This window comes from Brevundimonas sp., assembly GCF_013912065.1.
GTDB lineage: Bacteria > Pseudomonadota > Alphaproteobacteria > Caulobacterales > Caulobacteraceae > Brevundimonas.
Genome location: NZ_JACESA010000006.1, coordinates 113,520 through 135,580, shown reverse-complemented (window position 1 = coordinate 135,580; position 22,061 = coordinate 113,520). Strand labels below are relative to the sequence as shown.

Below are 22,061 nucleotides of genomic sequence, written 5' to 3'. Positions count from 1 at the left end.
ATACTTGTGCGGCGCCACAAACGAGAAGGCCGCCGAGCGGGGGAACTCGGCGGCCTGCGCGAACCGACGCTTGGGGAGGGGAGGGTGCGTCGGCCTCGCTTCGCTGCGGTTCGGAGGGGAAATGTCCCGCAGCGTTGATGATCAGATGGGAGGCCCGTTGCGCCGTTCAAGGGACAAAGGCGCAGCTTTCGACGCGACGCGGCGCCGCAGGGTTCAGGCCCCGGCTCCGGTCCCATCCTCGTCTGTCCTTGCTTCGCCAGTGCGGTCGACCGAGTCTCGTCTCGGCCTCGCCTCGTCGGCATAGGGTTCGCCGTCGCCAGACAGCAGGATCGCCATCCAGCGCGACCCCTGAAACTCCGCCAGAATCGCCATGGCCATGACCGCCAGCGGGGTGGACAGGAACATGCCGACCACACCCCACAGCTTGCCCCAGAAGGCCAGGGACAACAGGACCACGACCGGATCTATGTTCTGGTTGTCGCCCTGCATGCGGGGCTGGACCAGGTTGCCGACGATGAAGAGGATGGTCTGCAGTCCCACCAGCAGGATCAGGGCGGGCCAATAGCTGGGGAATTGCACCAGGGCGAACAACGGCGGCGCGAGGCCGGCGACCGCTCCCCCCAATACCGGTATGAAACCGACGATGAAGATCACGAAGGTCCAGAACTCGGCGTTCTGAAGCCCCACGGCCCGCATCAGAATCCAGGCCGCGAGACAGATCATGGCCCCGGTGACGGTCTGGACCCAGATATATCCCTCGACCCCGCCGCGGACCCGGTGGAAGACGGCGACGGCTTCGTCGCGCTGGTTCTTGAGGGGGAACATGGCGACGATCTTGCGTCGGAAACCAATCTGCGACGCCAGCAGGAACCCCAGATAGACCATGACGAAGAAGGAGCCCGAGGCGATGCCCTGGGCCTGAACAGCCATGCCGGTCAGATAGCCCCGGATGTCGACACCGTTGATCAGATCCTGCGCAGTCGGCGGGTCGTTCAAGCGAACCAGGCCGTAGGCGTCGCGGATGATCTGGTCGATGCGCGGACCGATGTTTTGCGACACGCCGGACGCCTCGCCGAAGAAGCCCGCCGCCCCGTTCACGATGATGGCTATGGAGGCGAAGAAGGCCAGGACCACCAGGATCAGGGCGGTGACACCGGCCCAGCGATCGTTCAGCGGCGTCCGCGCCGCCACAGACCGCTTCGCCCCGTCGATCATGATCAGCAGGAAGATGGCCATGGCCAGGGGGGTCAGTATGTCCCGCAGCCAATAGATGGCCGCCCCTGCGGCCACCGTGGCGATCAGGGCGGCGGCGTTCCGCGATACGGCCGACGGCTGCATGGTGACGGGGCTTTTCATCCTGCCCTTGTCGAGGCGTCCGACGGCCGCGTCAATCGCGGTTTCGGCTTGGGGTTGAACGCGCTAGACCTCGCGCAGATGCAATCGGAGAACCGCATGTCCGACGCCCTTCCCGGCTTGTTCCTCGGCCAGTCCGACGCCGCCCTGCCGGAAACCTTGCTGTTCCATCGCGCGAACCGACACGGCGTGGTCGCCGGAGCGACCGGGACGGGTAAGACGGTCACCTTGCAGATCATGGCCCAGGGCTTTTCGGACGCGGGGGTGCCGGTCTTCTGCGCCGACGTGAAGGGCGACCTGTCGGGCATTTCCCAGATCGGCGCGCCGAACGAGAAACTGCTCTCCCGCGCCGCCGACATGGGTCTGACCCTGACGCCGCGCGCCGCGCCGACGGTCTTCTGGGATCTTTACGGGCAGAAGGGCCATCCCATCCGCACCACGGTTTCCGAGATCGGTCCAGTGCTGATGGCGCGGATGCTGAACCTGAACGAGGTGCAGGAAGGGGTTCTGACGGTGGTCTTCCATGTCGCCGACAAGGAGGGCCTGCTACTGTTGGACCTGGGCGATCTGCGCAGTCTCCTGGCCTATGTCGGCGAGAACGCCGACCGGATCGGGCGGGAGGTCGGCAATGTCGCCCCCGCCTCGATCGCCGCCATTCAGCGCGCCCTGCTTCAGATGGAGCAGCAGGGCGGCGACGCCTTCTTCGGCGAACCCGCCCTGAAGCTGGAGGACATGATCCGCGTCGGGCTGGACGGCCGGGGACAGGTCAATGTGCTGGATTCGACCCGGCTGATGAACAGCCCGCGCCTGTACGGCGCCTTCCTCTTGTGGCTGCTGTCGGAACTGTTCGAGCAGCTGCCGGAAGTCGGCGATCCCGAAAAGCCCCGCCTGGTCTTCTTCTTCGACGAGGCGCACCTGCTGTTCAACGACGCCCCGCGCGCCCTGCTGGAGAAGGTCGAGCAGGTCGTGCGGCTGATCCGGTCCAAGGGGGTGGGCGTCTATTTCGTCACTCAGAACCCGGCCGACATCCCTGATAGCGTCCTGGCCCAGCTAGGCAATCGCATCCAGCACGCCCTTCGCGCCTATACGCCGTCGGAGCAGAAGGGGCTTAAGGCCGCCTCTCAGAGCTTCCGCGCCAACCCCGCCTTCGACACGGCCGAGGCGATCCAGGGCCTGGGCGTCGGCGAAGCCCTGGTCTCGGTGCTGGACGAGAAGGGCGCTCCCACCGTCGTGGCGCGCACCAGGATCCGTCCTCCAGCCTCGCGCCTGGGTCCCGCGACCGAGGTCGAACGCGCCGCCGTCATGGCCGCCAGCCCCGTGCGGGGCCTCTATGACCAGGCCTTGAACCGGGAATCCGCCGAGGAAATCCTGGCCGCTCGTCATGCGGCGTCGGATCAGGCCGAGGCCGCCGAAGCCCAGGCGAGATCGGACGAAAAGGCAGCCAGGGAACAGGTCAAAGAACAGGTCCGCGCCGCCCCCCGTCCCGCCCCGCGGGCCCGGACCTCCAATCGCCAGACGCCGATGGAGGCCCTGACCAAGTCGGTGCTGCGGACGGCCGGATCGACCATCACCCGCGAACTGCTGCGCGGCGTTCTGGGCGGTCTGAAGCGGCGCTAGGTCTTGCAACGGGGTAGGGGCGGGCGCATCTCCCGTCCATGTTCATCCAGACCGAACCCACGCCCAATCCGAATGCGCTGAAGTTCCTGCCCGGTCGCGAGGTCTCGCCGACCGCCGCCCTGGAATATCGCACCATAGACGAGGCGACCGCATCGCCGCACGGATCGGCGTTGGCGGAAGCTCTGTTCGAGCTGGAAGGCGTCGACGGCGTCTTCTTCGGTGCGGACTATGTGTCGGTGACCCGGCAGGAGTCGGGACCGGACTGGTCGGAGATGAAGGCGCCGATCCTGGGCGTCATCATGGATCATTTCGTTTCGGGCCAGCCCCTGACGCGCGGCGGCGACGGCGGGGTCGAGACCCACGCCGAGGATGACAGCGAGATCGTCGCCGAGATCAAGGCTCTGCTCGACAGCCGAATCCGCCCGGCCGTGGCCCAGGACGGCGGCGACATCCTGTTCGATTCCTTCGATGAAGAAACCGGCGTGCTGAGCCTTCGGATGCGCGGCGCCTGTTCGGGCTGCCCCTCGTCGTCGGCGACCCTTAAGGCGGGCGTGGAGCAGATGATGCGCCACTATGTGCCCGAAGTGACGCGGGTCGAGCAGACAATCTAGGCTTCGGACGCGCTTTCGTTCTCGTCAGACGTGCGTCGGGGCGCCATCCTCTCCGTCCCATGCCGCGTTTTATTCCCGATCCCGAAGTCCTTCGCCTGGGCGAGGCGCTCGCCGCCCTGCGCCGGGAGCGCGGCCTGTCCCAAGCCGAGGCCGGCGCCCGCCTGGACATGACCAGCCAAGGTTGGGGCCTGTATGAATCCGGCCGCCGACCGGGCCTGTTTCGTCCCGACGTGCAGCGGCGGCTGACCGGGGCCCTGGACTCGACGCCGGAGGCTCTGGCCCTGCGCCTGTCCGGGCCGTCTGAGGCGACCATTTCCGCTTTGACCGTCACCGGACTGGAGGCCCGTGGGCGCGGCTTTGACGCCCCGCCGGCCGTCGGCGTGACCCGGTTTCGGCTCTCCAACGACGCCCTCTCGCCCTGGGCGTCCGCAGGCGTGGTGCTGGAAGTCCGTCCCGGTCTCTGGCCCCGTCCCGGCCAGGGCTGCGTCATCGAAATGAAGGACGGCGACGTGCGGGCGCGTCTTTTCGACCGGGAGGACGCCAGCCGAATTCACGTCCGCGGCGCAGGATCTCTGGACGGGGGTGAAACCCTCGACCGCGCCGAGATCGCCACGGTGTCGGCCGTGATCGCGCGCCGCGAGGAATGAAACGAAAAGGTTGTATGCTCGGAAGGGTTGTGTCACTCTTCGTCCATGAACAGGAAAGACGCCCCTCGCAACACGGCCCGTGCGCCGGAACCCCTCGACGCGATGGTCGGGGCGCGGATCGCGTCCCGGCGGGCGGCGCTGGGCCTGTCCCAGACCGCCCTGGGCGAACTGGTCGGCGTCAGCTGTCAGCAGGTGCAGAAATACGAGGGCGGGCAGAACCGGATTTCGGCCTCCCGCCTGCATCACCTGGCCCTGGCGCTGGGCCTGCCGGTCGAAGCCTTTTTCCCGGAGCGGCCGGGGGAGGCGGAAAACGCGGAGCTTTCCCTGATGCGGTCCATGGCCGCGACGCCCGAGGGGCGGGCGATGGCGGACGGTTTCTCCCGCATCGAGGATCGTTCGGTTCGCCAGGCCCTGACGCGACTGGTGGAGGTTCTTGCGCGAGCCGCCTAGAAGGCCGGACATGAGACTTCTGGTGATCGATACGGCGCTCGGCGCCTGCACGGCGGCCGTATTCGAGGACGGGCGGCCCCTGGCCGAACGGTTCGAACCCATGACCAAGGGCCATCAGGAACGGCTGGGCGGTCTGGCGCGGGACGTCGTGGCCGAGGCGGGCGGGGGTTTCAACGCCCTGGACCGGATCGGCGTCACCGTCGGGCCGGGCTCCTTCACCGGCCTGAGGGTCGGTTTGGCCTTCGCCCAGGGTCTGGGCGCGGCCCTGGACCGGCCGGTGGTCGGGATCTCGGCGCTGGACGGGCTGGCGGCCTCGCTGGACGCCGACGACGCGCCGGTCGCGGCCCTGATCGACGCGCGGCGTGGTCAGGTCTACGCCAAATTCTTCATCGACGGCGCGGCTGTCGGGCCAGACGAGGCTCTCTCGCTCGACGAGGCGTCGCGACGGATCGCCGTCCTGGGTCCGGAGGTTCGTCTGGTCGGCAGCGGCGCCGCCGTCCTGGCGGAAGCCTTCCCCGACCTGAAATATGCGACGCTGGACGCCCGCGTCGCGCCGTCGCCTCAGGCCCTGGCGCGGCTGGTCGCCGCCGCCGATCCAGCCGAATATCCGCCCCGCCCCCTCTATCTTCGCGCGCCCGACGCCACCCCGCCCAGTCGTCTGCCGGGCCAGCCGCGGCAGCCGGCGCCATGACGCGCGTCGGTCCCGCCGCCCTGGCGGCCATCCACGCCCAGGCCTTCGCTACGCCATGGGGCGAGGCCGAGTTCGCGGATCTGCTGACCCAGGCCGGGGTCTTCGCCGTGGTCGAGCCGGACGGCTTCATCCTGATCCGCGTCGTCCTGGACGAGGCTGAAATCCTGACCCTGGCGGTGCGGCCCGATGCGCGCCGCGCGGGTCTGGGCGGACGTCTGACAGGGCAGGGGGCCGTGGAGGCCGCCCGCGCCGGAGCCTCGCGCCTGTTCCTCGAGGTGGCGGAAGACAATGTCGCGGCCCGCGCCCTCTACGACCGGGCGGGCTTTCGCCCGATCGGCCGTCGAAAGGCCTATTACGCCGCGCCGGAGGGCGGCCGGACGGACGCCTTGGTCCTCGGTCTCGACCTTGCGGCGATTCCGCGTGCGGCGACGCTTCCCTGATGCGATCCAAATGCCTATTCTAAGCGCCATGGACCGGATCGAAAAACTCTGCGCCGACCGCGGCATGCGTATGACCGAACAGCGCCGGGTGATCGCCCGCGTCCTGTCTTCGGCCGAGGATCACCCGGATGTGGAGGAGTTGTACCGCCGCGCGTCGTCGATCGACCCCCATATTTCGATCGCCACCGTCTATCGCACCGTCCGCCTGTTCGAAGAGGCGGGCGTGGTCGAGAAGCATGATTTCGGCGACGGCCGCAGCCGCTACGAAGAGGCGGGCGACGATCACCACGACCACCTGATCGACACCAAGACCGGCGAGGTGATCGAATTCTTCGACGCCGAGATCGAGAAACTGAAGACCGAGATCGCCGAACGCCTGGGATTCGAACTGATCGGCCACAAGCTGGAACTGTACGGCGTGCCGATCGAGGGCGCCGAACCGTCCAAGCGTGAGGGCCTGATCTTCCAGCGCCACGCCGCCCGGGTGAGACCCGCCGATGTGGACGCGGGCTGAGCCTCGGTCTTGTCGTCCCTCGCACGGGCGATCATAAGCCCGGCATGACCGACACCCTGGTTCCGCAAGCCGACGCCCTGCCGGACGCGCCCGCCAAGCGCCTGTTCATCAAGACCTACGGCTGCCAGATGAACGTCTATGACTCGGAGCGCATGGCCGATGTCCTGCGACCGCTGGGCTATGCCGTGACCGAAGACGTCAAGGCGGCCGACTTCATCATCCTGAACACCTGCCACATCCGCGAAAAAGCGGCCGAGAAGATCTATTCCGAACTCGGCAAGATGCGCGAACTGCGCGACATCAAGCGCGAGGCGGGCGGCGACCTGACCATCGCCGTCGCCGGCTGCGTCGCCCAGGCCGAGGGCGAGGAGATCATGAAACGCCAGCCGGCGGTCGATATCGTCGTCGGCCCCCAGGCCTATCACCAGCTGCCCGAGCTGCTGACCCGCACGGCGCGGGCGCGGGGCGAGCGGATCGGCGCCGACTTCGCTCCGAACGACAAGTTCGACGCCCTGCCCGCGGCGCGCGGGACCACCGGCCCGACCGCCTTCCTGACGGTGCAGGAAGGGTGCGACAAGTTTTGCACCTTCTGCGTCGTCCCCTATACGCGCGGCGCCGAATGGTCGCGGCCGATGACCTCGGTGCTGGAGGAGGCGCGGGCCCTGGCCGATCGCGGGGTGCGCGAAGTCACCCTGCTGGGCCAGAACGTCAACGCCTATGACGGCGAGCGTCCGGACGGCAAGCCCGCCAGCCTGGCCGAACTGGCCTATGCTCTGGCCGAGATCTCCGGTCTGGACCGCATCCGCTATACGACCAGCCATCCCAACGACATGTCGGACGAACTGATCGCCGCCCACGGCGACCTGGACGCCCTGATGCCCTATCTGCACCTGCCGGTTCAGGCCGGCTCGGACCGGATTCTGCGGCTGATGAACAGGAAGCACGGGCGCGGAAAATACCTCGATCTGATCGGCCGCATCCGCGAGGCCCGGTCGGACATGGCCATGGCCGGCGACTTCATCGTCGGCTTCCCCGGCGAGACGGACAAGGAGTTCGAGGACACGCTGAATCTGGTCAGGCAGGTTCGCTACGCCTCGGCCTTCGCCTTCATGTACTCGCCCCGCCCCGGCACGCCGGCCGCCGGTATGGGCGAACAGGTCGATCCCGAGGTCGCCAGGGAGCGGCTGCACCGGCTGATCGAACTGCTGACCGAACAGCAGACCGCCTTCAACGCCGCCCAGGCTGGGCGGACCCTGAACATCCTGTTCGACCGCAAGGGCCGGCATGGCCACCGTCATCAGGCGGTGGGCCGTTCCCCCTATCTTCAGTCGGTCCATGTCGACGACGCGGATCATCTGATCGGCCAGATCGTTCCGGTCGAGATCCTGGCCGGCCAGCAGAACAGCCTGACCGGCAGGCTTGTCACCACCGGGCTCATGCAACCTGGCGCCGCGCGCGAGGCGGTAGCTCAAGAAGAAAAGGCCGCTTGATGGCGAGAGAGTCCGAGTTCGTCCCGCTGAACGACGCCGAACTGCAAGCCGTCGTCGGGCCGAACAGCCGTCACGTCGCCCTGATCGAGGACGCCTTCAAGGTGCTGGTCGAGGCGCCGGGCGGCGGGGTGTCCGTCAACGGCGGCACGCGCGACCGGTCCGACGCACGTCGCGTGATCGAGGACCTGGCCAAGCGCGCGGCCCTGGGGGCGGAAGTCACCGAGGCCGATGTGCGCGCGGCCCTGGGCCAGGCGCGGGGCGGCAAGGGCACGCCGGGCATGGCGGCCGCCGGCGTTTCGCTGCCGGGGGGCAAGCGCGGCTCCATCGTGCCCAAGACCAAGGCCCAGGCGGCCTATCTGGACATGCTGGGTCGCTGCGAGCTCAGTTTCGGCGTCGGCCCGGCCGGCACCGGCAAGACCTTCCTGGCCGCGGCCTATGGCGCTTCCCTGCTGCGGCGTGGTCAGGTGGACCGGCTGGTCATCACCCGGCCCGCGGTCGAGGCGGGCGAGAAACTGGGCTTCCTGCCCGGCGACCTGAACGAGAAGGTCGACCCCTATCTGGCCCCGATCTGGGAGGCGCTGAACGACATCCTCGGCGCCGAGGACGTGCAGCGGCGCCGCGACAAGGGCGAGATCGAGGCCGCCCCCATCGCCTTCATGCGCGGCCGCACCCTCAGCCACGCCTTCGTCATCGTCGACGAGGCCCAGAACACCTCGCGCCTGCAGATGAAGATGGTCCTGACGCGTCTGGGCGAGGGCGCGCGCATGGTCGTCACCGGCGACCCGTCGCAGATCGACCTGCTGAACCCGCGCGATTCCGGTCTGGCCCACGCCCTGCGGATCCTCGACGGGGTCAAGGGCGTCGGCATTCTGAAGTTCGCGGCCGAGGACGTGGTGCGCCACGCCATGGTCGAGCGGATCGTGCGCGCCTATGACGCTGACGCCGAACGCAGCCGGCCGACTCCCGACCTCGAAGACCTGGCATGATCGAGATCGAAATCGAGGCCGAAGCCTGGACCGGCGCTGTGCCGGAGGCCGAAGCCGTCGTGAGCCGGGCCGCCGAGGCGGCGCTGGGATCTGTGGCGGGCGACGTCGTCGTCCTGCTGACCGACGATGCGGCGGTGCGCGACCTGAACGCCCGGTTCCGGGACAAGGACCGGCCGACCAATGTCCTGTCGTTCCCGGCGCCCGAAAGCGCAGCGCCCCATCTGGGCGACATCGTCCTGGCCTACGGCGTCTGCGCGGCCGAGGCGGAGGCCCAGGGCAAGACCCTGTCCGACCATCTGAGCCATCTGGTCGTCCATGGCGTGCTCCACCTGCTGGGCCGCGATCACGAGGACGACGTCGAGGCCGAGGAGATGGAAGCCGAGGAACGCGAGATCCTGGCCGGACTGGGGGTCGCCGATCCCTACGCCGCCGAGCAGGACTGACCCGATGTTCCCCGACGCCGCCCTGGACCGTTTCGCCGCCCGCATCCGAAGTCTGCCCGAGCGGCGGCGCGCCCTGACCTGGCGGCTGATCCGCATCGGTCTGGCGCTGCTGGCGGGGGCGGGGACCGCCCTGGCCCATCCGCCGTTCGGCCTGCTGATCGGGCTTCTGGGCTATCCGCTGCTGATGATCCTGTCGGAGCGTTCCGACACCGCGCGCGGCGCCTTCTGGATGGGCTGGCTGGCGGGCTTCGCCTATTTCTTCATCGGCTGCTGGTGGGTGGCGGAGGCCTTCTTCGTCAATCCGGAACAGGCCTGGATGGCGCCCTTCGCCGCCAGCCTGCTGCCGGCGGGCCTGGGTCTGTTCTGGGGCGCGGCCTGCGCCCTCTATCGCCGATACGCGCCAATCGGTCCGGTTCGGGTTCTGCTGTTCGCCGCCCTGTTCTGCGCCGCCGAATGGCTGCGCGGCCATGTGCTGACCGGGTTTCCCTGGAACCCGGCCGGGGCGACCTGGCGGGCGGGCGGCGGCATGTCGCAGTTCGCCTCGGTCGTCGGCGTCTATGGCCTTAGCCTGGTCACCGTGGCCGCGACCGCCGCCCTCGCCCCGCTGATCGGACCGGGGGCGCAGCGCGGCCGTCTGATTTCGGCCGGCCTGGGCGTTTTGGCCCTGGCGGCGGTCGGCGTCTTCGGCGCCGTCCGGCTGGCGCAGGCCGATCTCCAGTTCACCGACACGGTGGTCCGTCTGGTCCAGGCCGATGTGAAACAGGAGACGAAATGGTCTCCAGCGACCTACCGCTCCATCGTGGATCGCTACCTGTCCCTGACGGCCCAGCCCGGCGCCGCCACTCCCGACGTGGTGGTCTGGCCCGAAGGCGCCCTGCCGGCCTCGGCCAACGACGTCTTCGCCTCGGCCGACGCCACATCCATCGCCACCGCCCTCCGTCCCGGCCAGACGTTGCTGATGGGCCTGGCGCGCGGCGAGCCGGACCCGACGGCGCCCGAGGGCGGCCGCTACTACAACAGCCTGTTCGCCCTGGCCGACGAGGGCGGACCGGGTCTGCGGATCGCCGCCGTCTATGACAAGCACCGGCTGGTGCCGTTCGGCGAATATCTGCCCCTCGGCTCGATCATGACGGCGGTCGGCTTGCGCAGCCTGGTGCATATGCCCAGCGATTTTTCCGCCGGACCCGTCCCGGCGCCGATCGCCATTCCCGGCGCGCCGCCGGCCCAGGTGCTGATCTGCTACGAAAGCCTCTATCCGGGCTTCACGCCGGGCGCGGCGGGCCGTCCGAACTGGATCGTCAACGCCTCGAACGACGCCTGGTTCGGCGCCACCTCCGGACCCCGCCAGCACCTGAACCTGGCCAGTTATCGCGCCATCGAGACGGGCCTGCCCATTGCTCGAGCCACGCCTACGGGGATTTCGGCCATGATCGATCCCTGGGGCCGGATCGTGGAGGGTCAGCGACTGGACCCCGGCGTCATGGGCGTGATCGACGCCCGCCTGCCGCGTCCGACCGGCGTCACCCCCTATGGCCGTATGGGCGACTGGTTCTTCCTCGTCGGTCTGATCGCCGCCGGTCTCGCCGGCTTGTGGCCGTTGATTCGAACAACTAGGCTCCGTACGAATCGAACAGTGATCTGAGGCGGACGGGCATGACGCGTGAGAAGATCGAGGAGCCGCATCCCGTCGATCGCCACGTCGGCCGCCGCGTGCAGGAAAAACGTCTCGGCCTGGGCCTGACTCAGACCGCCCTGGCCCGCGCCGTCGGCGTCAGCTTCCAGCAGGTCCAGAAATACGAGAAGGGCACGAACCGCGTCTCGGCGTCCAAACTGTTCGAGATGGCCGAGTTCATGAAGGTGGACATTCCCTTCTTCTTCCACGGCTTCGACGCGCCGCAAGACCGCGCCCTGGGCGTCGGCGAAGACGACGGCCCTGGTTTCCAACACGCGCCGCAGAGCCCGACGGACAGGCCGACGAAACACAGCGTCGAGATCGCCCGGCTTGCGCCGCGCTTGCCGGCCCGAAACCAGAAACTGATCCTGGACATGATCCGCGAGATGCTGGGCGAAGAATCCGAGAGGGGCCGCTAAGGCGGATTAGCCCAGGCCGACGATCTCGACCGACTGACCGGCCACCACCGCCTCGTCTCCGACCCGTCGGCCCAGCAGGGCGCGCGCCAGAGGGGAGACGTGGCTGACCGAACCCTTGGCCGGATCGGCCTCGTCCTCGCCGACGATACGCCAGGTCTGGGCGCGGCCGTCGTCGCGCTCGATAGAGACCCAACCCCCGAACCGTACGCGGCCGTCGTCCTCGCCCGGCTCGACCAGCTGGGCCGAGGCCCGTCGGGCGGACCAGTAGCGCAGATCGCGCGTCGCCCGCGCCATGGCGGTGCGGTCGGCCTCGATCGAGCCTTTGACCTGGGCGGCGCCGTAGGCGGCGCGCGCCGAGGCCAGTTCGGCCTCGATCAGGGCCAGGCCTTCAGGCGTGACCAGATTGGGATGGGGCGAGATCGGGCGGTCCACCAGGTCGGCGGCCGTGGCTTCCAGATCTTCTTCTCGGGTGAAGGCGACGCTCATGGTGCGGAACATAACGATCCGGCCCCCTATAGCCAGCGTCGCCTTGAGCGGGCAAAGCAGGCCGATGACCCAATCCGCCTGTCTGGTGCATGTGATCGGCGCCGGCCCCGCCGGCCTTATGGCGGCTGAAACCCTGGCCGAGGCCGGGATGGGGGTTGTGGTGCACGAGCGGATGCCGTCGCCGGCGCGAAAACTGTTGATGGCGGGCCGAGGCGGGCTGAACCTGACCCATTCCGAGCCGATGGAGCGGTTCGCGGGTCGCTATGGCGAGGCTTCGGCGGCGGTCGGCGCCTGGATCGGCGTCTTTTCCCCCGCCGATCTGACCGCCTGGGTCGAGGGGCTGGGCCAGCCGACCTTCGTCGGGTCCAGCGGGCGCGTGTTTCCCCGGGCCATGAAGGCCTCGCCCTTGCTGCGGGCCTGGCTGGCGCGGCTTCACGGGCTCGGCGTCGAAATCCGCACCCGGTCGCGCTGGATCGGGTGGCGGGACGGGGCGCTGGTCTTCGACACGCCGGACGGGGAGCGTCTGGAACGGCCAGACGCCGTGGTCCTGGCCCTGGGCGGCGCCAGCTGGCCGCGTCTGGGTTCGGACGGCGCCTGGGCTGGTTGGCTGGGCGCGCCTGTAGCGCCGTTCCGACCGGCCAACGTCGGCTTCGACGTCGACTGGTCGTCGATGTTCCGCGAGCGGTTCGCCGGTCAACCGTTGAAGGGCGTCGCCCTGACCCATGACGGCCGCACCGTGCGCGGCGAAGCCATGATCGCCGGCTACGGCATAGAGGGCGGGGCCGTCTATGCCCTGTCGGCCCAACTGCGGACGGCGGTCGAGGTGCAGGGACGGGCGGATCTCGAGATCGACCTGAAGCCGGATGTGGCGACCGGGCGGCTGACGGAACGGCTGTCGCGTCCGCGCGGCAAGGCCAGCCTGTCGAACCATCTGCGCAAGGCGGCGGGATTGAATCCCGTCGAGGCGGCCCTTCTGCGCGAGGCCGGCCCCCTGCCGGATTCGCCGGCGGCCCTGGCGCGACGGATCAAGGCCTTGCCGCTGAGACTGACGGGGGTCCAGGGGCTTGAGCGGGCCATTTCCTCCGCCGGGGGCGTAGCGCTCGACGCGGTCGACGCCCGTCTGATGCTGCGGGGCCGACCGGGGGTCTTCGTCGCCGGCGAGATGCTGGACTGGGAGGCGCCGACCGGCGGCTATCTGCTTCAGGCCAGTTTCGCCTCCGGCGTCGTCGCGGCCCGCGGCGTGCTGGACTGGGTCGACATCCGGGACTGAGGCGGGCAGGCTGGCCCTCGCCCCCAAGGAGTTCCCGATGCGCCACGCTCTTCCCGCCGTTTCCGCCCTGGCCCTGATGATGGCCGTATCGACGGCCGGTTCGGCCCAGGAGGCCGCGCCGAACATCGACGCCGCGCGGATGAACGAGGCGGTGCGCGTCCTGGCCTCGGACGAATTCGAAGGTCGGGCCCCCGTCTCGCCGGGCGAGGAGAAGACCGTCGCCTGGCTGGTCGAACAGTTCCGCGCCGCCGGGGCCGAGGGCGGCGGACCCGACGGAGCCTTTGTTCAGGTCGCCCATTTGTCGCGCACCCGTCAGGACGGCCCGGCCGCTATCGCTGCCCGCGTCGGCGACCGCACGATCAGCCTGGAGCGCGGCCCCGACGTTCTGGTTTCCAGCGACCGTCCCGTCGATCATGTCACGGTGACGGACGCGCCGGTCGTCTTCGTCGGCTATGGCGCCACGGCGCCCGAGCGCCAGTGGGATGACTTCAAGGACGTCGACGTCCGGGGCAAGGTCATCGTCGTCCTGGTCAACGACCCCGACTTCGAGGCCCCCGCGGGCGATCCCGTGGCGGATCTGTTCGACGGCAAGGCCATGACCTTCTATGGCCGCTGGACCTACAAGTTCCAGGAGGCGGGCCGACGCGGGGCCGCCGGCGTGCTGGTGGTGCATGAGACGGCGGGCGCCGGCTATGGCTGGTCGGTGCTGCAGAACTCGTCCGCCGCGCCCAAGTTCGACATCGTCCGCGCCGATCCCGACGCCGAACGCGCGCCCTTCCAGGGCTGGATTCAGCGCGCCAAGGCGGAAGAACTGTTCACCGCCGCGGGTCTCGACTTCACCGCCCTGAAGGCCAGCGCCCGCCGCGCCGACTTCCGCCCCGTCGTCCTGCCGGGCGTGACCCTGAGCGTCGATTTCGGTCAGGTCGCCGACCGGGTCGAGACCAAGAACGTCATCGCCCGCATCCCCGGCGCGGAAAGTCCGGAGGAGACGGTCATGTACGGCGCCCACTGGGACGGCTACGGCGTCGGCACGCCGGACGCCTCGGGCGACAAGATCTATAATGCTGCCGTGGACAATGCGACGGGGGTCGCCGCCCTGCTGGAACTGGCCCACGCCTTCGCCAGCGCGCCGCCGACGAAACGGTCGGTCGTCTTCGCCGCCTGGTCGGGCGAGGAGGCGGGCCTGCTGGGCTCGACCTATTACGCCGCCAATCCGGTCTGGCCGCTGGAGACCACGGTCGCCAACATCAATGTCGACAGCCTGCTGCCCGGAACCGAGATCGATGCCAATGTCGTCGTCATCGGCAAGGGCAAGAACCAGCTGGACGATGTGCTGGCCCGCCACGCGACCGAAGTCGGCCGCAGCCTGATCGCCGATCCGGCGCCCCAGGCCGGGGCCTTCTATCGCTCGGATCACTTCCCGCTGGCGTTGAAGGGCGTCCCGGCCCTCTTCCCCGCCGCAGGCTTCACCGGCGCCAGCGCGGCCAGCCGCGACTATGTCCAGAACCGCTATCACCAGCCATCGGACGAATGGGACCACACCTGGCGGATGGACGCCGCCGCCGCCGATGTGGCCTTGATCTACGCCGTAGGCCGCGAGCTGGCGGATTCGGACCAATGGCCGGAGTGGAACCCAGGCGCCGAGTTCGGCCCGGCGCGGGACCGCTCGAAATCGATGCGGCCCTAGGAAACGGCCGCCCGAACCGACGGGACCTCCAGCTCCAGCTCGGGCGCGGCGGCGGTGGTCGCGGCGCCCAAGGGCAGGTGAAGGATGAAGGCGGCGCCCTTGCCGGGCTCGCTCTCGACCTCGGCCCAGCCGCCGTGCAGCTCGACCAGGGCCTTGACCAGGGCCAGGCCGACGCCTGGGCCGCCGCGTTCGCGCCGCACGAACCGGTCGAACACATGGGCCTGCAGATGATAGGGGATGCCGCGCCCCGAGTCCGACACCGTGATGCGAACCTCGGCCGCGCCGCTCTCGGCCGACAGGGTGACCGCGCCGCCTTCCGAGACGGAACGGGCGGCGTTCTCCAGCAGATGGTTCAACGCCTGGCCGATACGGTGGTCGTCGGCCCGGATCGGTTTCAGGCCCGGTTCGCACAGCACGGTCAGGGTCGCGCCCCGGCCCTCGACCTTGGGACGAACCTTCTCGGCCGCCTGGCCCAGCAGGTCGGAAACGCGAAGATCGCCCAGCGACAGCTCCATTTCGCCGGCGTCGATCTGGGCCATGTCCAGCACGTCGTCGATGGACCGGGCCAGCTGGCTGGCCGCGACGCGGATGGCCCCGGCGTGCTGACGGCTGCGTTCGGGCAGGTCGGCCATGGTCTCCAGCAGTTCGGAATAGCCGACGATGGTCGTCAGCGGCGTCCGCAGCTCATAGGAGACGCTGCCGACGAACTCGCGTTTCAGGGCCTGGCTCTCGGCCAACGCCTGTTCGCGCTGAACCAGGGCCTGTTCCAGCCCGCGCCGGGCCGTGACGTCCGAGAAGGCGACCAGGGTGGCGCCGTCCGGCAGGGGGCGGGTCTGCCAGGCGGCGATCCGGCCGTCGTTGGTGCGGCCCTCGCCGGAAATGGCGACCCGGCTTTCCGGATCGGGATCGGCGACCCGCGCCTTCAGCCCCAGCCACAGGGCCGGGTCGGGCAGGGTGGCCTTGCACAGTTCGGCCAGGGCGTCGAAATCGGTCGAGGCGGCGATCTGTTCGCCCGACAGGGTCCAGAAATTCTCGAACGCCTCGTTGTGAAGCCGAAGCCGTCCGTCCGAGCCGAACACGGCGACCGCGTCGTTCAGCTTGTCGAGGGTGGCGGTCTGGACCTGGATCTGGGCGTTGAACCGGCTACGCAGGTTCAGTTCGTCGGTGATGTCCGAGAAGATCAGCAATATGCCGCCCAGCGGATGGGGCTGGCGCACCACGCGCAGGGTCCGCCCGTCGGGCAGGGACCAGCTGTCGTCCGGCGAGGCCTGGGACGCGCCGTAGAACTCCAGCTCGCGCGCCTTCCAGCCGGCGTAGTCGACGACTTCCGGCAGGCGTCGACGCTGGCGCAGCCGGTCCAGCAGCTCCGCATGGGTCGGCCGCTCGTCCAGCCAGGCCGGATCGATGTCGAACAGGGTCTGGAAGGCGGTGTTGTGGAAAGCCAGCCGCTTGGACGGGCCGAAGATGGCCACGGCGTCGGCCAGATGGTTCAGGGTCTCGTCATGGGCGTCGACGTGACGGCGCAGGGTGTCGCGCGTCTCCTCGGCCTCGGTCACTTCGATGGCGAAGGCCGTGACGGCCCCGCCGCCCGCCGGTTCGGCGATGACCCGCCAGGCGCGGCGATGGCCGCCGCCGGTGGTCCAGCGGAAACCTTCCTGTCGCACGCCCAGCCGTCCGGCCTCGGCCACCAAGGCGTCGGCGCCCCGATCGAAGGACAGGCCCTCCTCCAGCGCCGTGGCGACGCTGTCGGCGCCGATCTCGTGCAGCCAGGCCCGGTTGGCCCAGGCCAGCCGGCCCGTCCCGTCCACCACCCAGGTCGGAATCGGCGAAGCGTCGCCCAGCATGGCCAGACCGCTCTCGGTCGCGTCGGCGCCGGTCAACATGACGCTCGACGCCGGCGACAGACGCAGCCAGGCGCCGCCGCCCGCGACCCGGCCTTCGATCCGCCAGGGCTCGGCGTCGCCCAGATCGGTCAGACCTTCGAACGCCTTGCCGGTCGCGACCAGGGCCTCAATCTGCCCGGCATGGCTCTGTTTGAGGCGCGTCAGCACGATCGCCCCCGCGTCGGCGGCGACCCCATCTTCCACGCCGCACAGCCGGGCGACCAGTTCAGCCGGGCCGATCGGCGCGCCGCTGGCTTCACCCTCCGCCGTCAGGGCCAGGCTGACGTCATCGAAGGCGCGCAACATGCTGTCGTGGCGGCCCAGGTCGCTGAGGGCGACGTTCCGCGCCCGTTCGGCGGCGGTCGTCGTCGCGTTCAGCCGGGCGCGCAGTCGCAAGGCCCAGGCGCTGACGGCCAGGGCCAGTCCGGCTGCGCCTGCGGTGGCGACATAGGCGATGTCGGCCTCGGCCATTTTTGTCCTTGGATTCCGGCGACCTGATTCGCCCTTACCATACCCCAAGCGCGCGAGAAAAAATCGTGGCGGCGGTTGCGTCGTCGCGCCCGGTTGCGCCGCAGCGTCCGGACGGCGATAGCGAAGCCATGACCGACGCCGACGACGACCTCTTCGCCCCCTCTCTCGACGACTTCGCGCGGCTGGCCCGTTCGGCCTTCGACGCCCTGCCCGAGGCGTTCCGCGCCGCCGCCGGCGAGGTCGTCTTCCGCATCGACGACTTCGCGGACGAACAGACCCTGGCGGACCTGGAGATCGAGGATCCGTTCGAACTGACCGGCCTATATCACGGCGTGGACATCGGCCGGCGCGACAGCTTGGGGCCGGCCGCCGAGCCGTCGCGGATATTCCTCTATCGTCGGCCGATCCTGGACGAATGGTGCGAACGCGGCGACGTGGGCCTGTCCGAACTGATCGCCCATGTCCTGATCCACGAGATCGGCCACCATTTCGGCCTGTCCGACGACGACATCCACGCCATCGAGGACGCGGCGGACTGACGCCTCAGCGGCCCGTCGGGTACGGCGTGGTCACCGCGCCGGAGATCATGCCCGGAATGGCTTCGCCCAGGCCCAGCAGGATGAACTGGATGGCCAGGGCGCAAAGGATCAGGCCCAGGACACGGACGATGATGGCCATGCCGACCTCGCCCAGGACCCGGCTGAGGAAGCCGGTCAGGGCGAAACAGACGAAGGAGACGGCGCAGGCGGCGCCGATGGCGACCAGCGAGCCCATGGTCCCGGCATAGCCCAGCTTGGCCGCCTCGCCCGCCTGGATGATGACGGCCGATATGGCGCCCGGACCGATCATCAGCGGGATGGCGAAGGGCACGACCAGACGCTGGAACCGCCGCTGCGCATAGCCGCGCACGTCCTGGCTGTCGGCGAGGGCGTCCTTGTCGGCGAACATGGCCAGGAAGTCGCCCCGCGTCATGTCCAGACCCAGGAGCAGCAGCAGAATGCCGCCCGCGATGCGGAAGGCCGCCAGGGAAATCCCGAAGAACTGCAGCAGGCCCAGGCCGGTGAACAGGAAGAAGGCCAGGAAGACGGCGGCGAAGGTGCAGATCAGGGCCGAGACCGAAATCCTCTGACGCAGGGTCGCCCCCGCCGTGGCCGCGGCGAAGATGGGCAGGTTGCCGATCGGGTCCAGCAGGGCGAACAGGGTCACGAACAGGTTGACACCCAGATCGACCGCGTTCATCGCCTCACCTCGCCCTTGAAACCCGTTACGCCGGCTCGGCCGACGCACCCCTTGCGTCCCGGCATAGCCGCTCAGCGCGAGTCCGTCGATGACCCAAAATCTCTCCGTCGTTCCTAATCGCGGTCCCGACGAACGGATCATCTGCGCTCTGGACGTACCGACGACCGCCGAGGCGGCGGCCCTGGTCGCGCGGGTCCAGGATGCGGTGGGCTTCTACAAGATCGGGCTGCAGCTGTTCGCGGCCGGAGGCATGGACCTGGCCCGAGATCTGAAGGCCGAGGGTCGCAAGGTGTTCCTGGACTGGAAGCTGCACGATATCGGCGCGACGGTGGAGAAGGCGGCGGCCAATCTGGCCGAGGCCGGCTGCGACCTGCTGACCGTCCACGCCCGGCCCCAGGTGATGGCGGCGGCGGCGCGCGGCGTGGCCGGGTCGGGGCTGAAGGTTCTGGGGGTCACCGTCCTGACCAGTCTGACGGCCGAGGATCTGGCCGCCGACGATCACAGCCTGTCACCGGCCGACCTTGTCGAGCGCCGGGTGCGCCAGGCGCTGGAGGCCGGGATCGACGGGGTCGTGTCCAGTCCGCACGAGGCGGCGCGGGTGCGCGAGATCGCCGTCGAGGCCGGTCGTCCCGATTTTCTGATCGTCACCCCGGGGGTCCGGCCGGCCGGATCGGCCCTGGACGACCAGGCACGGGCCGCGACGCCGCAAAGCGCGCTTCAGGCCGGGGCGACCCATCTGGTGATCGGCCGTCCGATCACCGCCGCCGCCGACCCTCGCGCGGCGGCCCTGGCGGTCGCCGAGAGCATCGCCCTGATCTAGGCGACTTATATCCGGTGATCAGCCGCGCTCGCCCGGCTCCTGGGCGTAATACTGGCGCGGCGGCGCCTGGGGCGGGACGTTTTCCGGCGGCGGCAGGTCGCCGTAATAGGCCTGGGGCGCCGGTTCCTGGATCGGAGGCGGCGGCGGGATCATCTCGACCTGCGACGGTGCGACATGGACCTCGGCCGGCGCCACATAGACCGGCGGGGCCTGGACGTAGACCGGGGGCGACTGGACATAGACGGGGGGCGCGGTCTCGACGATCGGCGGGGCCATGTGCACCTCCGGCGCGGCCACATAGATGCGCGACGGTTCGATATAGACGGGCGGGGCCTGAACATGCACGGGCGGCGCGCTGACATAGGCGGCCCGTTCCTCGTAACGTTCCTCGTACCGCTCTTCGTAGCGTTCCTCGCGGTATTCGCGGTGGTCTTCATACCGCTGTGCGTGACGACCGCCTTCATAATAGGCGTCGCGGCGGTCATGGCAGCCGCAATCGACGGGCGGGCGCGGCGGCTGATAGGGTCGCCAGCCGATATAGTCCCGCCCGAAGCCATAGACGGGATAGCCGACCGGGGCGCTGACCGGGGCTGGGCCGACGAACTGGACCGGAGCCGAGGGGATATAGCCGCCGTAGCCGCCTTCGGCGTAACCGCCGCCTCCCACATAGGTCACGCCGCCGCCGACCGAACCGCGGCTGAAGCTGGAGCTGTTTGAGAAGGCGCGGGCATTGATCGCCGAATAGGCCGATGCGTCGGCATGGGCCGAGGCGTTCGCCGCCGCGTTCACGTTCACATTGACGTTGCTGTTGTAGCCGCCGCCCCTATGACCGCCGCCGCCACAGCTTCCACAGCCCCCGCCATGTCCGCCGGAGGGGCCGCCGGCCAGGGCGGGCGCGGCTGAGAGCAGAAGGGCCGCCGATGCGGCCGCGAGAATGGACTGTGTCGTCACGGGACAGACTCCTTTGCGTCGTCCCGTCTCAGGCAAGTCCGGCGCCCGGCCGGCCCTGTTCAGCGATCGTACAGATAGCCGGCGTCGCAGTTGCAGGGCCGGCGCTGGTGGCGGTTCGGACTATAGGGCCGGTCGTCGTTATAGCCGTACCAGTCGCGATAGCCTGGCCGGGGACCGTTGTCGTAGCGGGGATAGGCGTAGCTCCGTGAATAATAGGACCGGCCGTGGCGATAGGGGTCGCTCCAGCCATAACGACCGCCGCGGTCGTGGCCGTAACCATAGGCGTAGGGCTGGGTCGGAACGACGACGTAGCCATAGGTCGAATAACCCGTCGCCAGCCGACCCGTCGCCGCATAGGCGCGGCCGTCGTACGGTTGAAGCGCCGGCGCCGGAACATAGACGGGCTGGCCCCAGGTGCTCTGGGCCTGGCTCTCGGCGGCGAACACCACGAGGCCCGCAGCGACGGCCAGGCCCAGACTGAACTTGGCGACGGTCATCGCGCCCTCCCTCTGAATGGTTGCGAGGAAAGGTTAACGCAAATGGCCGAGCCTTGTTCTGCGAAAACGCGACTGAGCGTCAGAAATCGACGGCCAGGCCCTTCTTCTCCCAGTCGCCGTAACGGGTGGGTTCAGGACCCGTCGGGCCGCCATATTCAGACGTGACGTTTGCCGCCGTGTCGGCCGCGCGACGATCAGCCGCTTCCAGCAGGGCGCGCCGGGCGATGTCGTTCAGCGGCTTCTCAGGCGTCGCATGCGGCACGTCGGCATTGAAAACCGGCGTGTTTTCGGGCTCGGAGGTCGGGTCGAGCCCTTCCGGGGTGGGATGTTCGGTCACAGGTCAGCTCCCTTGAGGGCGGCCCCTCATGGCCTCAAATAGGGGATCAAGACCGCGACGCCAGAAAAACCGGCGATCGTGGGTGGAACGACGATGAACCATCTGAAGACCTTCATTCTTCTGGCGGGCCTCACGGCCCTGTTCATGGGCGTCGGCTATATGGTCGGCGGCGTGACCGGCATGGCGATCGCCCTGGTGTTCGCGGGCGGGATGAACCTGTTCAGCTACTGGAACGCCGACAGGATCGTGCTGAAGATGTACCGGGCCCAGCCGGTCGACGAACAGCATCCCAATGCGGTGGTTCGCAACTATGTCGCCGACGTGCGCCAGATGGCCCGCGACGCCGGCCTGCCCCAGCCCCAGGTCGCGATCATCCCTAGCGACCAGCCCAACGCCTTCGCCACTGGCCGTAACCCGGAGCGGGCGGCCGTCTGCGCCACCACCGGCCTGCTGGACATGCTGACGCGCGAGGAGGTGCGCGGGGTGATGGCGCACGAACTGGCCCATGTGAAGAACCGCGACACCCTGATCATGACCGTGACGGCGACGATCGCCGGCGCCATCGCCGCCCTGGCCAATTTCGCCCTGTTCTTCGGCGGCGGCGACGATCGCGAACGGCCGGGGGGCATCATCGGAACCCTGGCCCTGATGATTCTGGCGCCCATGGCGGCGGGTCTGGTCCAGATGGCCATCAGTCGAGGCCGCGAATACGAGGCGGACCGCATCGGCGCCGAGATCGCCCGCGACCCCCAGGCCTTGGCCTCCGCCCTGCAGAAGATCGACGCCTACGCCCGGCGAATCCACAATCCGACGGCCGAGCGCAATCCCGCCTCGGGCCAGATGTTCATCATCAATCCGCTGGCCGGCCGCGGCGCCGACAACCTGTTCTCGACCCACCCGGCGACCGTCAATCGGGTGCGGGCCCTGACCGAGCTGGCCGCGAAAACGGCCCTTCGGCCGCCGCCGCTGGAGCCGCTTGCCGCCTCGCCCTCGCCCGCGCCGGTCCGCACCACGACCGGCGTTCCCGCCACGCCGACCGGACCGCGAGGGCCGTGGGGCTGACCTCTTCGGCTCGGTCCGTCGGTCC

General features: G+C 69.3%; 24 protein-coding genes. 17 read left to right on the top strand and 7 right to left on the bottom strand.

All coding sequences use genetic code 11. The annotated features are described in order from the left end of the window. Nucleotides 1-213 precede the first annotated feature (213 nt). Nucleotides 214-1,356 (bottom strand): AI-2E family transporter, encoded by a 1,143-nt coding sequence (locus tag H2037_RS07155; protein ID WP_292119619.1) that lies wholly within the window; start codon nt 1,354-1,356, stop codon nt 214-216. Nucleotides 1,357-1,452: 96 nt separating this feature from the next. On the opposite strand from H2037_RS07155, the gene H2037_RS07150 reads away from it, so the two are divergent. From H2037_RS07150 to H2037_RS07095, 12 genes are read left to right on the top strand one after another with little or no spacing between them, the layout of a single operon-like run. Continuing rightward, complete coding sequence (locus H2037_RS07150; RefSeq protein ID WP_292119617.1) at nt 1,453-2,970, top strand: helicase HerA-like domain-containing protein; 1,518 nt, start codon at nt 1,453-1,455, stop codon at nt 2,968-2,970. Nucleotides 2,971-3,008: 38 nt separating this feature from the next. Then, a complete protein-coding gene (locus H2037_RS07145; RefSeq protein ID WP_292119615.1) occupies nt 3,009-3,581 on the top strand; it encodes a NifU family protein in 573 nt (190 codons plus the stop codon). Nucleotides 3,582-3,640: 59 nt separating this feature from the next. Continuing rightward, the gene (locus H2037_RS07140) at nt 3,641-4,228 is read left to right on the top strand and encodes a helix-turn-helix transcriptional regulator (protein WP_292119612.1); all 588 of its coding nucleotides are present in this window, start codon (nt 3,641-3,643) and stop codon (nt 4,226-4,228) included. A gap of 45 nt (nt 4,229-4,273) precedes the next feature. After that, nucleotides 4,274-4,678 (top strand): helix-turn-helix transcriptional regulator, encoded by a 405-nt coding sequence (locus H2037_RS07135; RefSeq protein WP_292119610.1) that lies wholly within the window; start codon nt 4,274-4,276, stop codon nt 4,676-4,678. Nucleotides 4,679-4,688: 10 nt separating this feature from the next. Then, nucleotides 4,689-5,369, top strand: coding sequence for a tRNA (adenosine(37)-N6)-threonylcarbamoyltransferase complex dimerization subunit type 1 TsaB (tsaB, locus tag H2037_RS07130; RefSeq protein WP_292119608.1), 681 nt, complete (start codon nt 4,689-4,691; stop codon nt 5,367-5,369). Further along, a complete protein-coding gene (rimI, locus tag H2037_RS07125) occupies nt 5,366-5,809 on the top strand; it encodes a ribosomal protein S18-alanine N-acetyltransferase (protein WP_292119605.1) in 444 nt (147 codons plus the stop codon). Before tsaB ends, rimI begins: the two co-directional genes overlap by 4 nt. A 28-nt stretch (nt 5,810-5,837) precedes the next feature. Next, nucleotides 5,838-6,323 carry a Fur family transcriptional regulator gene (locus H2037_RS07120; RefSeq protein ID WP_292119776.1) on the top strand — a complete coding sequence of 162 codons (486 nt, stop codon included), beginning with the start codon at nt 5,838-5,840 and terminating at the stop codon, nt 6,321-6,323. A gap of 44 nt (nt 6,324-6,367) precedes the next feature. Continuing rightward, nucleotides 6,368-7,813, top strand: a complete 1,446-nt coding sequence (gene miaB / locus H2037_RS07115; protein ID WP_292119603.1) for a tRNA (N6-isopentenyl adenosine(37)-C2)-methylthiotransferase MiaB — start codon at nt 6,368-6,370, stop codon at nt 7,811-7,813. Continuing rightward, nucleotides 7,813-8,799 carry a PhoH family protein gene (locus tag H2037_RS07110; RefSeq protein WP_292119600.1) on the top strand — a complete coding sequence of 329 codons (987 nt, stop codon included), beginning with the start codon at nt 7,813-7,815 and terminating at the stop codon, nt 8,797-8,799. Before miaB ends, H2037_RS07110 begins: the two co-directional genes overlap by 1 nt. Beyond that, on the top strand, nt 8,796-9,242 hold the full coding sequence (gene ybeY / locus H2037_RS07105) for an rRNA maturation RNase YbeY (protein WP_292119596.1): 447 nt from the start codon (nt 8,796-8,798) through the stop codon (nt 9,240-9,242). Before H2037_RS07110 ends, ybeY begins: the two co-directional genes overlap by 4 nt. 4 nt (nt 9,243-9,246) lie before the next feature. Beyond that, on the top strand, nt 9,247-10,884 hold the full coding sequence (gene lnt / locus H2037_RS07100; protein WP_292119593.1) for an apolipoprotein N-acyltransferase: 1,638 nt from the start codon (nt 9,247-9,249) through the stop codon (nt 10,882-10,884). Nucleotides 10,885-10,895: 11 nt separating this feature from the next. Beyond that, on the top strand, nt 10,896-11,333 hold the full coding sequence (locus H2037_RS07095; protein ID WP_292119590.1) for a helix-turn-helix domain-containing protein: 438 nt from the start codon (nt 10,896-10,898) through the stop codon (nt 11,331-11,333). A 6-nt stretch (nt 11,334-11,339) separates the two neighbouring features. On the opposite strand, the gene greA is transcribed toward H2037_RS07095, so the two are convergent. Then, the gene (gene greA / locus H2037_RS07090) at nt 11,340-11,819 is read right to left on the bottom strand and encodes a transcription elongation factor GreA (RefSeq protein ID WP_292119773.1); all 480 of its coding nucleotides are present in this window, start codon (nt 11,817-11,819) and stop codon (nt 11,340-11,342) included. A gap of 64 nt (nt 11,820-11,883) precedes the next feature. On the opposite strand from greA, the gene H2037_RS07085 reads away from it, so the two are divergent. Together H2037_RS07085 and H2037_RS07080 are read left to right on the top strand one after the other, a co-directional pair. Next, nucleotides 11,884-13,089 (top strand): TIGR03862 family flavoprotein, encoded by a 1,206-nt coding sequence (locus H2037_RS07085; protein WP_292119588.1) that lies wholly within the window; start codon nt 11,884-11,886, stop codon nt 13,087-13,089. Nucleotides 13,090-13,126: 37 nt separating this feature from the next. Further along, the gene (locus tag H2037_RS07080) at nt 13,127-14,776 is read left to right on the top strand and encodes a M28 family metallopeptidase (RefSeq protein WP_292119586.1); all 1,650 of its coding nucleotides are present in this window, start codon (nt 13,127-13,129) and stop codon (nt 14,774-14,776) included. On the opposite strand, the gene H2037_RS07075 is transcribed toward H2037_RS07080, so the two are convergent. Next, complete coding sequence (locus tag H2037_RS07075; protein WP_292119583.1) at nt 14,773-17,130, bottom strand: PAS domain-containing sensor histidine kinase; 2,358 nt, start codon at nt 17,128-17,130, stop codon at nt 14,773-14,775. The two genes, H2037_RS07080 and H2037_RS07075, sit on opposite strands and share 4 nt — an antisense overlap. 128 nt (nt 17,131-17,258) lie before the next feature. Between H2037_RS07075 and H2037_RS07070 the strand changes: the two genes are divergently transcribed. After that, nucleotides 17,259-17,669, top strand: a complete 411-nt coding sequence (locus H2037_RS07070; RefSeq protein WP_292119581.1) for a metallopeptidase family protein — start codon at nt 17,259-17,261, stop codon at nt 17,667-17,669. Between the two features lie 4 nt (nt 17,670-17,673). Here the strand turns inward: H2037_RS07070 and H2037_RS07065 are convergent, their stop codons facing one another. Next, nucleotides 17,674-18,369, bottom strand: a complete 696-nt coding sequence (locus H2037_RS07065) for a MarC family protein (protein WP_292119578.1) — start codon at nt 18,367-18,369, stop codon at nt 17,674-17,676. 88 nt (nt 18,370-18,457) lie between these two features. On the opposite strand from H2037_RS07065, the gene pyrF reads away from it, so the two are divergent. Next, nucleotides 18,458-19,189 (top strand): orotidine-5'-phosphate decarboxylase, encoded by a 732-nt coding sequence (gene pyrF / locus H2037_RS07060; RefSeq protein ID WP_292119575.1) that lies wholly within the window; start codon nt 18,458-18,460, stop codon nt 19,187-19,189. Between the two features lie 18 nt (nt 19,190-19,207). On the opposite strand, the gene H2037_RS07055 is transcribed toward pyrF, so the two are convergent. The 3 genes from H2037_RS07055 to H2037_RS07045 form a co-directional block, all read right to left on the bottom strand. Next, nucleotides 19,208-20,140 carry a hypothetical protein gene (locus H2037_RS07055; protein ID WP_292119574.1) on the bottom strand — a complete coding sequence of 311 codons (933 nt, stop codon included), beginning with the start codon at nt 20,138-20,140 and terminating at the stop codon, nt 19,208-19,210. A gap of 59 nt (nt 20,141-20,199) precedes the next feature. Next, nucleotides 20,200-20,637 carry a hypothetical protein gene (locus H2037_RS07050; protein WP_292119571.1) on the bottom strand — a complete coding sequence of 146 codons (438 nt, stop codon included), beginning with the start codon at nt 20,635-20,637 and terminating at the stop codon, nt 20,200-20,202. A 79-nt stretch (nt 20,638-20,716) separates the two neighbouring features. After that, nucleotides 20,717-20,974, bottom strand: coding sequence for a succinate dehydrogenase assembly factor 4 (locus H2037_RS07045; protein WP_292119568.1), 258 nt, complete (start codon nt 20,972-20,974; stop codon nt 20,717-20,719). A gap of 93 nt (nt 20,975-21,067) precedes the next feature. Here H2037_RS07045 and htpX point away from each other — a divergent pair, with 93 nt between their 5' ends. Next, nucleotides 21,068-22,036 (top strand): zinc metalloprotease HtpX, encoded by a 969-nt coding sequence (gene htpX, locus H2037_RS07040; RefSeq protein WP_292119565.1) that lies wholly within the window; start codon nt 21,068-21,070, stop codon nt 22,034-22,036. Nucleotides 22,037-22,061: the final 25 nt, after the last annotated feature.

Excerpts from the sequence above, each read along its gene's own strand:
- H2037_RS07070 (WP_292119581.1), top strand. The coding sequence starts at position 17,259 with ATGACCGACGCCGACGACGACCTCTTCGCCCCCTCTCTCGACGACTTC.
- H2037_RS07135 (WP_292119610.1), top strand. The coding sequence starts at position 4,274 with ATGAACAGGAAAGACGCCCCTCGCAACACGGCCCGTGCGCCGGAACCC.
- H2037_RS07085 (WP_292119588.1), top strand. The coding sequence starts at position 11,884 with ATGACCCAATCCGCCTGTCTGGTGCATGTGATCGGCGCCGGCCCCGCC.
- H2037_RS07150 (WP_292119617.1), top strand. The coding sequence starts at position 1,453 with ATGTCCGACGCCCTTCCCGGCTTGTTCCTCGGCCAGTCCGACGCCGCC.
- H2037_RS07080 (WP_292119586.1), top strand. The coding sequence starts at position 13,127 with ATGCGCCACGCTCTTCCCGCCGTTTCCGCCCTGGCCCTGATGATGGCC.
- miaB (WP_292119603.1), top strand. The coding sequence starts at position 6,368 with ATGACCGACACCCTGGTTCCGCAAGCCGACGCCCTGCCGGACGCGCCC.
- H2037_RS07075 (WP_292119583.1), bottom strand. The coding sequence starts at position 17,130 with ATGGCCGAGGCCGACATCGCCTATGTCGCCACCGCAGGCGCAGCCGGA.
- rimI (WP_292119605.1), top strand. The coding sequence starts at position 5,366 with ATGACGCGCGTCGGTCCCGCCGCCCTGGCGGCCATCCACGCCCAGGCC.
- H2037_RS07095 (WP_292119590.1), top strand. The coding sequence starts at position 10,896 with ATGACGCGTGAGAAGATCGAGGAGCCGCATCCCGTCGATCGCCACGTC.
- H2037_RS07050 (WP_292119571.1), bottom strand. The coding sequence starts at position 20,637 with ATGACCGTCGCCAAGTTCAGTCTGGGCCTGGCCGTCGCTGCGGGCCTC.
- H2037_RS07065 (WP_292119578.1), bottom strand. The coding sequence starts at position 18,369 with ATGAACGCGGTCGATCTGGGTGTCAACCTGTTCGTGACCCTGTTCGCC.
- htpX (WP_292119565.1), top strand. The coding sequence starts at position 21,068 with ATGAACCATCTGAAGACCTTCATTCTTCTGGCGGGCCTCACGGCCCTG.
- H2037_RS07120 (WP_292119776.1), top strand. The coding sequence starts at position 5,838 with ATGGACCGGATCGAAAAACTCTGCGCCGACCGCGGCATGCGTATGACC.
- greA (WP_292119773.1), bottom strand. The coding sequence starts at position 11,819 with ATGAGCGTCGCCTTCACCCGAGAAGAAGATCTGGAAGCCACGGCCGCC.
- tsaB (WP_292119608.1), top strand. The coding sequence starts at position 4,689 with ATGAGACTTCTGGTGATCGATACGGCGCTCGGCGCCTGCACGGCGGCC.
- pyrF (WP_292119575.1), top strand. The coding sequence starts at position 18,458 with ATGACCCAAAATCTCTCCGTCGTTCCTAATCGCGGTCCCGACGAACGG.
- H2037_RS07140 (WP_292119612.1), top strand. The coding sequence starts at position 3,641 with ATGCCGCGTTTTATTCCCGATCCCGAAGTCCTTCGCCTGGGCGAGGCG.
- H2037_RS07155 (WP_292119619.1), bottom strand. The coding sequence starts at position 1,356 with ATGAAAAGCCCCGTCACCATGCAGCCGTCGGCCGTATCGCGGAACGCC.
- ybeY (WP_292119596.1), top strand. The coding sequence starts at position 8,796 with ATGATCGAGATCGAAATCGAGGCCGAAGCCTGGACCGGCGCTGTGCCG.
- lnt (WP_292119593.1), top strand. The coding sequence starts at position 9,247 with ATGTTCCCCGACGCCGCCCTGGACCGTTTCGCCGCCCGCATCCGAAGT.
- H2037_RS07110 (WP_292119600.1), top strand. The coding sequence starts at position 7,813 with ATGGCGAGAGAGTCCGAGTTCGTCCCGCTGAACGACGCCGAACTGCAA.
- H2037_RS07145 (WP_292119615.1), top strand. The coding sequence starts at position 3,009 with ATGTTCATCCAGACCGAACCCACGCCCAATCCGAATGCGCTGAAGTTC.